The 12,932-nt window shown below is 72.0% G+C and carries 14 protein-coding genes and 1 pseudogene; 6 read left to right on the forward strand and 9 right to left on the reverse strand.

Going from position 1 to position 12,932, the window contains the following annotated elements; all coding sequences use genetic code 11:
• Positions 1-1,134: hypothetical protein (locus C2142_RS38740; RefSeq protein WP_206671124.1), on the forward strand; the 1,134-nt coding region annotated here is incomplete at its 5' end.
• Between the two features lie 661 nt (positions 1,135-1,795).
• Here the strand turns inward: C2142_RS38740 and C2142_RS38745 are convergent.
• Positions 1,796-2,881, reverse strand: a complete 1,086-nt coding sequence (locus tag C2142_RS38745) for a DUF3048 domain-containing protein (protein WP_148647452.1) — start codon at positions 2,879-2,881, stop codon at positions 1,796-1,798.
• Positions 2,882-3,155: 274 nt separating this feature from the next.
• Positions 3,156-3,836: pseudogene (locus tag C2142_RS38750) on the reverse strand (PAS domain S-box protein); the annotation flags it as partial.
• Here C2142_RS38750 and C2142_RS41380 point away from each other — a divergent pair.
• The 3 genes from C2142_RS41380 to C2142_RS38760 all read left to right on the forward strand — a co-directional run bounded on the left by C2142_RS41380 (position 3,822) and on the right by C2142_RS38760 (position 5,121).
• Positions 3,822-4,415, forward strand: a complete 594-nt coding sequence (locus tag C2142_RS41380) for an alpha/beta hydrolase (protein ID WP_241003358.1) — start codon at positions 3,822-3,824, stop codon at positions 4,413-4,415. The pseudogene C2142_RS38750 and the gene C2142_RS41380 sit on opposite strands and share 15 nt — an antisense overlap.
• The gene (locus C2142_RS38755; RefSeq protein WP_148647453.1) at positions 4,349-4,807 is read left to right on the forward strand and encodes a winged helix DNA-binding protein; all 459 of its coding nucleotides are present in this window, start codon (positions 4,349-4,351) and stop codon (positions 4,805-4,807) included. Before C2142_RS41380 ends, C2142_RS38755 begins: the two co-directional genes overlap by 67 nt.
• 89 nt (positions 4,808-4,896) lie before the next feature.
• Positions 4,897-5,121 (forward strand): SRPBCC family protein, encoded by a 225-nt coding sequence (locus C2142_RS38760; protein ID WP_148647454.1) that lies wholly within the window; start codon positions 4,897-4,899, stop codon positions 5,119-5,121.
• A gap of 493 nt (positions 5,122-5,614) precedes the next feature.
• On the opposite strand, the gene C2142_RS38765 is transcribed toward C2142_RS38760, so the two are convergent.
• A complete protein-coding gene (locus C2142_RS38765) occupies positions 5,615-6,019 on the reverse strand; it encodes a hypothetical protein (protein ID WP_148647455.1) in 405 nt (134 codons plus the stop codon).
• Positions 6,016-6,537, reverse strand: coding sequence for a hypothetical protein (locus C2142_RS38770; protein ID WP_148647456.1), 522 nt, complete (start codon positions 6,535-6,537; stop codon positions 6,016-6,018). Before C2142_RS38770 ends, C2142_RS38765 begins: the two co-directional genes overlap by 4 nt.
• Positions 6,538-6,827: 290 nt before the next feature.
• On the opposite strand from C2142_RS38770, the gene C2142_RS38775 reads away from it, so the two are divergent.
• Positions 6,828-7,178 carry a hypothetical protein gene (locus C2142_RS38775; protein WP_148647457.1) on the forward strand — a complete coding sequence of 117 codons (351 nt, stop codon included), beginning with the start codon at positions 6,828-6,830 and terminating at the stop codon, positions 7,176-7,178.
• A 221-nt stretch (positions 7,179-7,399) separates the two neighbouring features.
• Here the strand turns inward: C2142_RS38775 and C2142_RS38780 are convergent, their stop codons facing one another.
• The 5 genes from C2142_RS38780 to C2142_RS38800 form a co-directional block, all read right to left on the reverse strand.
• Positions 7,400-8,509 carry a mechanosensitive ion channel family protein gene (locus C2142_RS38780; RefSeq protein ID WP_148647458.1) on the reverse strand — a complete coding sequence of 370 codons (1,110 nt, stop codon included), beginning with the start codon at positions 8,507-8,509 and terminating at the stop codon, positions 7,400-7,402.
• Between the two features lie 510 nt (positions 8,510-9,019).
• A complete protein-coding gene (locus C2142_RS38785) occupies positions 9,020-10,567 on the reverse strand; it encodes a glycosyltransferase family 39 protein (RefSeq protein ID WP_241003085.1) in 1,548 nt (515 codons plus the stop codon).
• Positions 10,564-11,250, reverse strand: a complete 687-nt coding sequence (locus tag C2142_RS38790) for an ABC transporter permease (protein ID WP_148647459.1) — start codon at positions 11,248-11,250, stop codon at positions 10,564-10,566. Before C2142_RS38790 ends, C2142_RS38785 begins: the two co-directional genes overlap by 4 nt.
• Positions 11,250-12,149, reverse strand: a complete 900-nt coding sequence (locus C2142_RS38795) for an ABC transporter ATP-binding protein (protein ID WP_148647460.1) — start codon at positions 12,147-12,149, stop codon at positions 11,250-11,252. The genes C2142_RS38790 and C2142_RS38795 overlap by 1 nt, the downstream gene beginning before the upstream one ends.
• Positions 12,146-12,541 (reverse strand): GntR family transcriptional regulator, encoded by a 396-nt coding sequence (locus C2142_RS38800; protein ID WP_206671125.1) that lies wholly within the window; start codon positions 12,539-12,541, stop codon positions 12,146-12,148. The genes C2142_RS38795 and C2142_RS38800 overlap by 4 nt, the downstream gene beginning before the upstream one ends.
• Before the next feature lie 185 nt (positions 12,542-12,726).
• On the opposite strand from C2142_RS38800, the gene C2142_RS38805 reads away from it, so the two are divergent.
• Positions 12,727-12,894 (forward strand): hypothetical protein, encoded by a 168-nt coding sequence (locus C2142_RS38805; protein ID WP_153882868.1) that lies wholly within the window; start codon positions 12,727-12,729, stop codon positions 12,892-12,894.
• The last annotated feature ends 38 nt before the right edge of the window (positions 12,895-12,932 follow it).

Genomic DNA, 12,932 nt, shown 5'->3' on the forward strand with positions numbered 1-12,932 from the left:
CCAGTCCGAGCGCGCCGGACCGAGGCCACGCTCGCGGGGCACGGGGAGCAGCTCGCGGAGGATCAGTGGGAGCTGGGGGCGCTGCGGTGGGAGGTGGCCGAGCTCCGGGGGCGGGCGGCGAGCAGCGTCTCAGTCCGGTATCGGGCCGGCCGGGATGTCAATGCGCCGGTCACGTACTACAACGGTCCCGGCAGCGGCCCTGGGCGCCGGATCACGCCTGCCCGAGCCGCCGGTGGCTCCATCCTCGCGCTGGCGCTCGCGGCAGCCGTAATAGTGGGCCAGCACTGGTACAGCGGCCGGACTGCGGCGGAGGACGCCGCACTCCAGCGGCAGGCGGAGAAGTCCGCCGACCGACAGACCGTCCCGTTCCAAGTGGTGGTGGACGGACCGGACCTGCGTCGCCAGGGTGTCTGGACCTTCGTGCTGGACCGGCCGCTGACCCAGGCGGAGCAGGCGGGGCTCGCGCCGTTCAAGCCGGAGAACCTCGCCGGGGTCCGGGCATACCTCGAGCCGCTGGGCGCCCGGTTGCTGCCCAAGGGCAACCCACCCGACGTCTCGGGCAACCCCCATGACCCTGCCCTGGACGTGATCGAGCAGCGGAGGAAGCAGGGCATGGCGGGCGGCGACACATACCAGCTGCACTTCACCAGCGACCGGTCCTCCTCAATAACCATCGAGGACATCGGCACCACCGACGTCTCCTGCAGACCCAGCCCGGCCGTCAGCTCCGTGAGTGCCCCGTCGGCGGGCCAGGCCAGCGTGCCAAACGTCTTCCTGTCCCTGGCCGTACCGCCCGGCACCGCGGCGGTAGAGGTGGACGACGAGGGCTTCGCAGTCAGCACGGACTACTTCGCCCACCACAAGCTCGACCTCGGTCAGGCCACCACCCCCGGTGACATCGCCGTCCAGGTCGGCGGCATCGCCGGGCAGATCTGCTCCTGGGAGTTCCAGGTCGACTACCTCACCCCTGAGGGGAAGTTCACCGCGAAGATAGACAACCAGGGCAAGCCATTCATGGTCGAAGCACTGCCAGACCACGTTCCGCAGCGGCTCTTGTACGACCTGGGTGCAGCGACCCGCCCCGCCCACTGGGCCAACTGCGCCAAGGAGCCCACCCTGTGTTCGCCGGCCTAATCGCTCCAGGACGGACTCGACATGGCCGTCTCACCGATCTGGTCCCTGCGCCGCAAGGCGGCTGGTGATTCGTCGTCGAGGGCGTACTCGTAGCGGCCTTGGCCGTCGTAGTCTCCGCCGAACCAGCCGGTGGTCCGCCTCCAGGCGAGCGCGGCCGGCCGTCCTCGCCAGTCCGTTCTTGCGCAGGGCGTCGTCGCCGGTTCGCAGCGCGGTGGTCCAGGTGGTGGGTGCGAGGGAGCGGATGCCGGGCCAGCAGGCGAGCTCGAGGACGGTGCCGGTGTCGGCGGGTGCCCGGTGGGGCTGGGCGGACCAGACCTTGCCCGCGTGGATGTCGCGGCGAACGACCGTGGTACCGGACTCGAACCCGGCACCCGGCTCGGCGGGGGTGGTCACGGCTGGCCCCAGGTCCAGCAGGCGGGCTCGTGCCAGGTCGTCCGGACGACCATCCCGCCCGGGGAGATGTGCTCGCTGGACCAGGTCCGGCAGCACCCGCCGCCGAAACGGGCCGGGGCCGGCGGCCGCGCGGCACTGACCGGAGCAGTGGCGGCGACGGCGCCGGGTGGGAGTCGTCATGCCGAAGGCTCTGCCCACCCGCGCCCCAGCGCCGAACCTACCCGCCGCCGGCTCGGCCCCCGGCCGTTCGGCCGCCGGCCGCCCGGCCTCACGCAGGTTCGAGGACGATCCAGACCTGCCCGGGGTGGAAGGCCATCCGCCCGCCCGCGTACCCGAACTCCGTGACGGCGGCGGCATCGGGCCGGGACCAGCTGCCCCGGTACGCCGCGCCGTCCCGCAGGAAGACCGCGTCGCCGCTGCCGACGGTCGGGGCGAACGGCAGCACGTGCCCGAAGGAATCGACCAGCCCACGCGGTGACGTGGTCTCGGCGACCTTCTGCACCACGACCGTCGGCGCGCCCATCTGCCCGGCGTCCGTCGTCATGGCCGGCCTGCCGTCCACCGCCACCAGGTACCTGCCCTCCGCGGCGGACCAGGTGAAGGTGAACGAGGCCGCGGGCATGCGCGCGGTGAACGAGCCGGTCGGGACTCCGCCGGCCGGTGCGTCGCCGAAGCGGAACCCGACGTCCCGGGCCACCGCCGCGTCCGGGAAGTGGCGCAGAATCCCGGACGGCACCACGTACTGGTTGAACGGCGGCACGTTCCACTGCCCACGGAAGAACGAATTGTCCTGATGCGGCGAGCAGTTGAACACATCGGCCCGGGCCAGATCCGGCAGGAACGCGGTCTGCGCCCCGGAGTACGCGAAGTCCACACGCCCGTACTGCCGCAGGAGGGGCAGATCGGTCTCCCGGGCACTGCGCACCGGGCCGATCCGGTCGCCCGCGGGCAGGTGGTTCGAGTCGTAGACCGCCAGGAGCCGGGAGAGGCCGCCCTCGACCTCGATCGCGTAGACCACGTCGGCCGCGTTCACACCCGTCTGGGGCCGGGCGGCGGCGGCATTGTCGATCTTGACGGCGATGACCCGGCCCGCGTCACCCGCAAGCCCGGTGAGCGGTGACACGCCACCGGGGGCGGCGGGGGCCGACGGGGCCGACGGGGCCGGCCCGGCGGCAGGCGGCCCGGCGGGCGGCGGGCCGGCCCCCGTGCGCCCCGGGGAACCTCCCTGGCCGACGGTGAGCACGACGGCCAGCACCGTCCCCAGGACCACGGCGCCGCCGACGACAAGGGCGATGATCCGCCGCCGCAGGCGCAGCGACCGCCACCAGCCCGGCCCATGCTCGAGGAACCTCATCCGGGCCACCTCCGCGCCCCCGGCTGTCAGGAACCCCGCCACCTGTGATGACGAGCCTGCAGCTTGCCCGGTTCCCCTCGATGCCCCGACGGGTCCGGCCGCGCACCGGCCGGAGCGTTCGGCCCGACGGGCGAAAGGCGTCCAGCACCCGGGCACGAGTGATCTTGGGCTTTACCGCGGTGGGTGCGGTAGCGCGCAGCCTGGGTGAGGTATCAGTGCGGCCTGGTCATTGCCGGTTCATCGTGTGGTCCGGATCGGGTGTGCCCGGGCCACCGAGTTGCCCGCGCTTCCATTCGTCCATGTCCTCGACCACAGTCATCAGGAAGCGCGGTCCCTCCGCGGCGTCCGCGACGATCGAGTTACGCAGGCGGACCCGCTGGTAGCCGCCGTCCCGGCGGGTGAGCCGAAGGTCGGCACGGCCGGCCTCGGCGCTGATGCGCTGGAACAGTTCGAGGTCGTCCGGGTGGACGAGGTCGGCGAAGCCCTGCTGGCGCAGGGCGGAGCGGGGCTGGCCGAGCAGTCGACACAGGGCGTCGTTGACCCGGGTCCGTTGGCCCGCCGCGTCGCCGTGCAGCTCGGTGATGGCCATCGCGGTCGGGCCGTACTCGAAGGCCTGCCGGAAACTCTCCTCGCTGGATCGCAGGGCCTCGTGCTCCCTTTCCAGGCGGGACAGCGTGCGCCGAATCTCCGCCCGCAGCCGGGCGTTGCCGATCGTGAGGGAGGCCTGCAGGGCGAATCTCTCCAGCGTCTCTCGGGTCCATTCGCCAGGACGTTTGCCACTGCGCGGACGGTTGACCGAGAGCACGCCCATCAGGTCGCCGTCGGCGTTGTACATCGGGGCGAACAGCATGTCCTGGGGGTGCCAGTCGTCGGCATGCGCCGGCAGTGGGCCGTCGCCGGTCAACACCGGGATGTCGGAGCCGATCGCCCAGCTTTGGTCGTGTGGCAGGAAGCGCGCCGCCCGCGGGGCCTGCGCGCCCTGGTCGTGTCCGGCGGATTCGCGGCCAACCCGGTCGACTCGAAGCCCTGGAAGGCCCTGATGCAGGCGATCGGCAGGGCCCGCGGGCCGCTCTACCGGCAGCTGACGCTGCGCGCCCACGCCCACCGCCTCGCCTCCCCGTTCGACGGCGGGGGCCAGGTGCCCTGGAGCGAGGCGCGCAGCCGCGAACTGTTCCTCGCCAACACCCCGGCCGTCTCCTTCGGCGCCCGCCTGCGGGCCGTTCTCACCGCCGACTGCGTCGACGCGCTGGGCCGGGTCCAGGTCCCGACCCTGATCCTGACCCCCTCCCACGACGTGCTGATCGGCGAGAACGCCTCCAAGGTCATGCTCGCGGGCATCCCCGACGCCCGGGAGGTCGTGCTGCCGCGCACCGGCCACATGTTCCGCTTCTCCCACCCGGTCACCTACGCCGCCGCGGTCGACGACTTCCTCGCCACCCTGCCGACCGCCCCCCCGACAGGATGCCGGTGCGTAAGGCCGAACACCTGCGGTTCGCGATCCTGGCGGCCCAGCGCGAAGGCAACCGGCTGCTGATCCAGGCCCTCAAACCGCACGGCATCACCCCGTCACAGGCCGAGGTGCTGCGCCTGCTCCAGCAGCACGGCACCTTGAGCCTCAGCGGGCTCGGGCAGCTCCTGGTGTGCGAGAGCGGTACCAACCCCAGCCGGCTGGTCGAACGCGTCGTCGCGGCCGGGCTGGTCGAGCGCCGCACCGACGCTGCGGACCGCCGCTACCTCCAGCTCAGCCTCACCCCCGAGGGCGAACGCCTGGCCACCGCCGTCGCCGGCATCGAGGAGTTCCTCTACGCCGCGATGGACGCCGCCTGCGACGGCCTGGACACCGACGCGATGCTCACGTTCCTGCACAACTTCATCGACCCCCTGCCCTCGGGCGAGGCCCTCAACAAACGCCTCGCCCTCGACTGACACCCCGCCCTCGGCCGACGCCACGGCCCGCACGGGACCGCACGAACCCGCACGGGACCGGCCGACCGCGCGCCGGGGAAGGAACGGCCATGCGGTTCGAGAACACCCTGACCGTCGACGCGCCCGTCGGCGAGGTCTTCGCCTACCTCGCACGGCCCGAGAACCTCCCGCGCTGGAACCACGCGCTCGACACCACCGAGCAGACCTCCCCGGGACCGATCGGGGTCGGCACGACCTACCGCCAGACCCGCACGCTCCCGCGCCCGGCCGAGGAGCGCTTCCGCATCACCGCGTACGACCCCCGAACCTGCTGACCGCGGACGGCGACTTCGGCCCGTTCACCGGCACCACCACCTACCGGCTCACCCCGCTCGACCAGCACACCACCCGACTGGTCAACACCGTCCACCTCACCGCCCCCGGAGTCCTCAAGGCCGTCACCGCGGTCGCCGGCCCCCGGATCAAACACGCGGTCGCGAAGAACCTCGACGTCCTGAAGGGCATCCTCGAAACCCGATGACCCCTGCGCAGCCTCCGGCCGCCCGCACTCGCGGCCGGCCGCTCGGCGAAGGCGTCGGCGGCCGCTGTGCGACGATCCCTTCGACTGCGGACGGGGAGGCTGCAATGGAACGGCTCCCGGCTTCGGAAGCGCCGCGTGCGGTGACAGTACGTGACCTGGCGATCGGTTGCATCGAGGCCCTCGACGCGGTCACGGTGGCCATGAGGGCGGCTGCCGGCCGGCGTCGAGGTCGCGGCGGGGGCCGGGCGTCCGACACCTGGAGTTCGGAGCCCGGGGCCCCGGCCGGATCAGTAGCCCTCGCGCACCTCGAACACGCCGCTGTCCCAGTACACGGACGGCTCGTCGGCCTCGCTCGGCCAGTCGCTCTGCAGACGGCGGCGGCCGCGCCCCAGGGCCCCGGCCCGGTGCGGGCTCAGCCGCCCCGCCATCAGGTCGTCCGCCTCGGCGTCCGTGATCGGCAGCAGGGTCCGGTACTGCGCGTCCCGCGAGGCGGCCCAGTCGACGTACTCGGTGAAGACGCTCACGAAGGCCTGCGAACAGAGGCCGCAGCGCCGGACGGAGACGATGAAGTGCGAGTCGTCCTGGATCATCTTCTCCAGCTGGACCCCGATGGGGCTCTGGTGGTGCACCCGCGCCACCGAGGCGTCCTCGGCACAGCACGCCTCGCAGCCGAAACCCGCGAACTCCGTCACGCCGCCCCCTGTGCTTGCACCCCTTGTCCGACTGTGGGGCCACATACTACTCGGGCCCGTGCCGACCGCGGCAGTCCACCTGCCCGCCGACGGAGCCCCGCCAGGTCCAGCACCGGGCGCAGCGCGGCGTTGGCCTCCCGGGCCTTCTCCAGGCGCCCACGGGCCTGGGCGGCGGCCTTCTCCCGCCGTTCCTCGTGCTTCTGGTGGCAGGGGTGGCAACGGCCCCCAGGGCGGCGGGTCCACTGACTGTGGGGCCCGTACTCCCAGGTGCTCTCCTGCCGCCGGTTGGCCAGCGCGACCGGTCCGGCGTCGGTGACGGCCAGGGCGACGGGCGGGTACCCGGCGCGGCTGGGGCCGGGCCAGGTGCGGCGCCACCAGTACACCGTGCGGTCGGCCGGTTCCCCGTCGGCGAGGGCCGGGTCGTTGTCCCGGACCTTGGTACGGAACAGCTCGCGGTAGGCGGTGAACTTCGCGGCCAACCGCTCGATGGCCATGGTGGAGCGGTCGACCTCGACCATCAGCACAGGTGGGGACGGAGACCTCAGTGGCCGGCTCCGGAAGTCCTTCGGGGATTGATCAGGCTGCCAGGAGTATTCACGAGTGGGGCTGGCCAGCGGTGCCCCAGCACCCCTGGTGATCGCTTCCCGAACTTCAGGAGATCGTTTCCCGGCTCGGGTCCCACCCGCTCCGTGGAGCGTGGTACCGGGCTGGCAAGGTGGACCTCATGGACGACTCCATTGACACACAGTCACCGCTTCTCCCGATCCCGGACCCGGCGGACCCGAGGGCATGGGCCGGTGACGAACCGATGACCGTCACGCCGGGTGAACCTCTCCCCCTGCACCTTCCGCGGGACATGCAGGTCTGGTCCTACCAGGTCTCTCACCGGACACTGCTGTTCCGCAGTTTCTGGCAGTCGGGCGACAGCACCGTCACCGAGATCGAGTTCGTCAGCGTGTTGGGCATGAAGACCCGTTCCTCCTACCGAGGGCTGACGGTCCGTGAGGTGGCGGCCGATCCGGAGATCGACCGGCTGCTCAATCTCCCGGAGGGACCGGAGCCGAGGTACCGACGACTCCACCTCCTCAGCGACGGGGTGCCCGCCGGGTTCGTCGTGTGCGGAGCCGTCCGGGTTCGCGAGGTGCCGACCGGCCACTGACTCCGGCAGCGGACCGTCACGCTCCTGCCGGCGCGGCGGAGGATTCCTCGTGGCGATCGGCGGTATGCCGGTCGAGCCCGGCCGGCAGATCGTCCAGGTCAGAGGTGGTGAACCTCCACCGGAACGTCTGTGCCGTGGCGCACGCCGAGACGGGCTGGACGCCGCCGTCCCAGCCCCGCGCGCCGAGCGGCGACGCCCGTCACCCGGTAGCCCCCGCACCGCTACCGCCGCCGGTCCGCCAGCACCTCGGACGACGCTTCCCACTGGTGCGCAACCGGCGGGAGGGACGACGGTGCGCCCGCCCCGTCCTGCTGGAGCGAGACCGTGCGCGTGGGCGCGGGGATCGAGATGCCCTCCGTCCGGTACCGCTGGTGCAGGCGCTTGATGAACTCGTGCTTGATCCGGTACTGGTCGCTGAACTCGCCGACGCCCAGGATCACGGTGAAGTTGATCCTGGAGTCCGCGAAGGTGTGGAAGCGGACGGCGGCCTCGTGGTCCGGCACGCCACCGCTGATGTCGGCCATCACGCTGTCGACGACGTCGAGGGTGACCCTCTCCACGTGCTCCAGGTCGCTGTCGTAGCCGACCCCGACCTGGACCAGGATCGACAGCTTCTGCTCGGGCTGGGAGTAGTTCGTCATGTTCGTCCGCGCCAGGCGGCCGTTGGGGATGATCACCAGGTTGTTCGACAGGTTGCGCACCACGCTGTTGCGCCAGTTGATGTCGACGACGTACCCCTCCTCCCCGCTGGTGAGCCGGATGTAGTCACCCGGCTGGACCGTCTTCGAGGCGAGGATGTGCACACCCGCGAAGAGGTTGGCGAGGGTGTCCTGCAACGCCAGCGCGACCGCGAGACCGCCCACCCCGAGGGCGGTGACCAGCGGGGCGATGGACACCCCGAGGGTCTCCAGGGCCACGAGGACGCCCATCGACAGCACCACGATGCGGGTGATGTTGACGAAGATGCTCGCGGACGCCGCGACGCCCGTCCGGGACGCGGCCACCGACTGCACCAGCCCGGCCACCACCCGGGCCGCGGTGAACGTCGCGATGACGATGAGCACGGCCGTCAGCGACTGGTCGACCAGCCCCCCGATCCGCGCGGTGAGCGGCAGGGCCGAAGCGGCCACGGCGGCCCCGGCGATCACGGCCGCCCAGGGGACGATGGTGCGCAGCGCGTCGACGATGATGTCGTCCCCGCTCCACTTGGTCCTGCTCGCGTGCTTGCCCAGCCACTTCATCAGGGCCCGCAGCGCCAGAGCGGCCACACAGCCGGAGGCCAGCGCGATGCCGGCCACCATCCAGTCGTGCAGGACCAGGTCCCGGGTCACCGTCCCGCCCCTGCAGCGTGGAGGGCGAGGGAACGGGCCGCCGCCGGCCGTCGTACGTGCTGTGTCGTCACCTTGTCGCCTGTCAGGTCGTTTTGTGCGCAGCCGCATTGGAACGGATGTACGCATTCCGAATGAACTGCCATCCTGCCCCATGGCCCGGCTCCCGCCGCAGCCGGACCCCCCGGCGTTCCAGCCGCTCGGCCAGCCGGCGGGAGTGCGGCGGGGAGCACGGCGGGACTGCTCCGTCCGTGCGACAGCGGGGTTGCCCGTTCGGGCGGCCCAGGTACCGGTCGGCGGGCGCGGGCGGCTGCTGTACAGGGCCGGCCCCAGCCACCCGGGCGCGGCGACGGAGTCCGGGCCGGGGCGGGTGGTGTCGGTCATCGCGCGGTGCCTGCGGGAGTCGGGAGCGGGTACGGGCGGTGGAGAACGCATGGACATGCGCCGGTACAGGACGGGACCGGGCCGCGCCAGCGTCTCGCGTGCCGCGACACCGGCGCGGCCCCGTGGGCGTCACGCGTAGTTGCGCAGTTCGGGCCAGATCGCGCCCCAGGGGCGGACGGGGTCGGTGCAGACGTAGACGTGACCGCCCGATTCGATGTTGTGCACGCCGTCGGGGTTGGTGAGGGTGGCAGCCACGCGGACGTTCCGGAAGTACTGGCGCAGGTGGGCCTCATACCCGGGGGCGTAGTCGGGGCCGGGGGCGATGGCCACCACGGTGGTGGCGTTCGGGTTGCCGGGGCCCCACCACCAGTCGGTGTTCTGGGAGCTCACGGCGGTGGGCAGCCCGGCGGTGCGGCCCAACTCGTTGATGGCGCCGGCCTCGCTGTAGTCCGCTGCGAAGATCACCGCGTTCGCGCGCTGTTCGGCGGGCAGCCCGGTCCACACCTGCCGCACGGTGCCGACCAGCTGGGGCCAGCCCTGGGTCTCCCCCGAGATCGGGCTGGTGCCGTATGTCCAGGCCACGCCGGAGGCCGGCAGCACCGGCAGCACGACCACGGCGGACAGCGCGGCCGAGACGGCGGTTCCGATCACCAGGCCGCGCAGCCGCTCCGGTCGGGCGTACAGCCACCTGTCGAGGTCGACCGCGCCGGCCGCCAGCAGGCACACGTACAGCCCGGCCAGGTAGTACACCTGCGCTCCGGTCGTCACGGCGAACAGGACGAACAGCGCCGCGTACACGATCACCAGAGCACGCCACAGCGGCCGGCCGGACCGCCACAGGAACCGCAGGCCCGCCATCCACAGCAAGGTCATCGCCAGGCAGGACATGCCGAGCTGCCCCACGATCCAGGTGAGGATGTTGCCCGGGCCGCCGTGCTCGCCGTTCAGCGCCCGCGTCATCTCGAACATGGCCCAGCCGTGGTGCGCCTGCCACCACAGGTCGGGCAGCACGAGCAGCGAGGCGATCACCGCACCCGCGAGCAGTCGGCGGTCAACCACGGTCCGGCGGGCCGGGCCGAGCAGCACCGCGGCCAGCAGGACTGCTGCGAAGATCGCCGCGAGGTGGTTGAACTCCGCGCCGAGGCCGACCAGCACCCCTGCGGCGGGCCACCACCGGGTGTCGCCGGTGCGGCCGATCCGCACGACCACGAACGCGATCGCCGCCCACGCCAGCAGTTCGTACGACGTCGTGTTGGCGACGTGCGCACTGCCAAGCAGCACAGGCATGGTGGCCGTCGCGATCGCCGCGAGCAGCTGCGCCCGCCGCGCGCCGCCGAACTCCCGCGCGGTCAGGGCGCCCACGACCACTGTGCCCGCGGCGGCCAGCGCCGGCCACAGCCGCAGGCCCGCCGCCGAAACCCCGAAGAGCGACAGCGAGACCCGGGCCATCAGCGGCGCGAGTACCGGCTGGTCCACGTAACTCGCCTGGAGGTGCCGGGCGCAGTCGAGGAAGTACAGCTCGTCACGGTGGAAGCCGTAACGCTGGGCCAGCGCCATCAGTGCGGCGAATACCACCCCCGCGACGGCGAACACCCGCCGGTCCGGCGGTGCTATCCGCCCGCCGTCCTGCCCGTCCTGCGCCGCACGCCCCGTCTTCGCCATCCCTGCCGCGCTCATATGGTCATCCGTCGAATCGTGGCGAAGCCGCCGGCGAGCAGGACAGCGACGGCGAGAACGCCGGTGAGGCCGGTGGCGGTGCCGAGGTAGTGGCCGATGCCCGTCCAGCCGTGCGCCCACGTCGCGACGAGCGCGGCGAGGGCCAGTGCGCCGAGTTGTGCCGCGCCGAAGGCCGTGGTGCCGGGCAGTCCGGCGCGGCGGTAGACCAGGCCGTACCACATCCCGTAGACGAACATGAGGACGAACATTGTCGTCGCCGTGAGCCACGACAGGTACCAGGGGCCGTCGAGGAGGTGGGGGACGCGGAAGTAGGCCATGTTGATGCCCCATCCGCCGGTCGCGCGTTCGAGGATCTGGCCGATCACGACGACGAGTCCGAAGCCCACGGACAGGGCGAGGGCCAGTGCGGTGGCGCCGAGGAAGTAGATGCGTCGGCTCACCCCGAGGGTGAGGGCGAACGGCAGCGCGCGGGCAACCGACTGCGCGCCCACGACGAGCATGACGAGCGGGACCGCGACCAGGCCGCCGACCCAGCGGTGGTCACTGTGACCGGCCGGGATGAGCCGCAGGATCACCACGTCGAGGACGAAGCCGAAGGCCGCCCACGCCCAGGGCAGTACGAGGTAGGTGACGCGGTCGAGGAGCAGGTAGCGGACGACGGTGGCGATCGGGGTGGAACGCATCAGGGTGTCCTCGCTGCCATGAGCTCGGCTCGGTCGTGGTGCTCGGCCGCGTAGGCCGCGAGCTGCTGGAGGGTGACCTGCTCCAGGCGAAGACGCAGGTGGTCGGCGAGTTCGCGGTCGCGGTCGTCGAGCCGGCCGACCATCACCGCCGTGGTCTGCGCGCCCATCGTGCGCCGGTTCAGCGTCGTGCGGCCGGCGACGAGCCGCTCCACGCTGCCGGCCCGGCCGGTGACGGTCGTGGCGGTGCCGCGCAGGCCGTCGGCGGGCGCGTCGAGGACGAGCCGGCCGTGGTCGAGGACCAGGACCCGGTCCAGGAGGTCGGCGGCCTCGTCGATGAGGTGGGTCGAGAGCACGATGCACCGCGGGTGGGCGGTGTAGTCGGCGAGCAGGTGGTCGTAGAAGAGCGTGCGGGCGACCCCGTCCAGGCCCGCGTACGGCTCGTCGAACAGGGTGAGTTCGGCGCGGGCGGCCAGCCCGATGGTGATGCCGAGGGCGGTCCGCATGCCGCGCGACAGCTTCCTGATCGGCCGGGCCGGCGGCAGCTCGTAGGCGTCCAGCAGCGTGCCGGCCAGGTCGGCGTCCCAGTTCGGGCACAGCAGCGCCGCCGCCGCGATCGCGTGCCGGACCCGCAGATCGGGGTAGGTCTGGTCCTCCCGTACGAGGATCATCCGGCGCAGGACCGCGTCGTTCTCCAGCGGCCCGGCCCCGAACACGTGCACGCGGCCGGCGGTGGCGAACTCCTGGCCGGCCAGGATGCGCAGCAGCGTGCTCTTCCCGGCACCGTTGCGGCCCAGCAGTCCGGTGACGGACGGTGTGTCGATCTCGAAGGTGACGTCGGTCAGCGCCTGGTGGTCGCGGTAGCGGCGCCCGAGGCCGGCCACCGATATCGCCGGGGTCACGCCTTCACCCCCGTCGTCACCTCGGTCGAGGTCAGTTCCTCGCGTACCAGCACGAGCAGTTCGTCAAGACCGATCCCGAGCCGTGCCGCCTCGACCACCAGCGGCCGCAGGTAGCGGTCGGCGAAGCGGCGTCGCCGCTCGTGCACCAGCCGCTCCCGCGCGCCTTTCGCGACGAACATGCCGACGCCCCGCCGCTTCTCCACCAGGCCCTGCTCCGCGAGCACGGTGAGGCTGCGCGCCGCCGTGGCCGGGTTGACCCGGTAGAACGCCGCGATCTCGTTACTGGATGCGACCCGTTCTCCCTCGCCCACCGTTCCGTCGGCGATCTGGTTCGCCAGCTCGCCGGCGATCTGGGCGAAGATCGGGCCGTCGCTATCAGACAGTGGCATCATGTCTCCGTTGCTCTACTGGTTACCTACCTCACTAATGAACCAACATAGCAGCGTGATCGCAGGAATGATGACGGACAGTCATTTGACGTCTCGTCATTCTGCTGCGGCCGCATAGGCGGCCGAGCACCGACCGGACTATGCCCAGGCCGCGGTACGTTGGGCGCTCGAAGCGGCGCCTGACCCGCGTGTGCTCGACCTCGGTCGCGGCCGGGGCCTTGGCCCTCGCCGCACGCGAGCACCGCACCACCGTCATCAGTGTCGGCGCGCTCGGTACCCAGCCCGCCCGGCGGACCACCGCGTACGCCCTGCTCGCCGGGCTCGCGGCCCTCGTAGTCGACGTCCACCTGTACTGAGATGGCCGCCTGATCGATCGACGTCAGACGATGTCGGG

Source organism: Streptomyces sp. CB01881, from assembly GCF_002953255.1.
Classification (GTDB): domain Bacteria; phylum Actinomycetota; class Actinomycetes; order Streptomycetales; family Streptomycetaceae; genus Kitasatospora.

Excerpts from the sequence above, each read along its gene's own strand:
- C2142_RS38760 (WP_148647454.1), top strand. The coding sequence starts at position 4,897 with ATGCGGTTCGAGAACACCCTGACCGTCGACGCGCCCGTCGGCGAGGTC.
- C2142_RS38785 (WP_241003085.1), bottom strand. The coding sequence starts at position 10,567 with ATGAGCGCGGCAGGGATGGCGAAGACGGGGCGTGCGGCGCAGGACGGG.
- C2142_RS38770 (WP_148647456.1), bottom strand. The coding sequence starts at position 6,537 with ATGGTCGAGGTCGACCGCTCCACCATGGCCATCGAGCGGTTGGCCGCG.
- C2142_RS38790 (WP_148647459.1), bottom strand. The coding sequence starts at position 11,250 with ATGCGTTCCACCCCGATCGCCACCGTCGTCCGCTACCTGCTCCTCGAC.
- C2142_RS38775 (WP_148647457.1), top strand. The coding sequence starts at position 6,828 with ATGACCGTCACGCCGGGTGAACCTCTCCCCCTGCACCTTCCGCGGGAC.
- C2142_RS38745 (WP_148647452.1), bottom strand. The coding sequence starts at position 2,881 with ATGAGGTTCCTCGAGCATGGGCCGGGCTGGTGGCGGTCGCTGCGCCTG.
- C2142_RS38800 (WP_206671125.1), bottom strand. The coding sequence starts at position 12,541 with ATGATGCCACTGTCTGATAGCGACGGCCCGATCTTCGCCCAGATCGCC.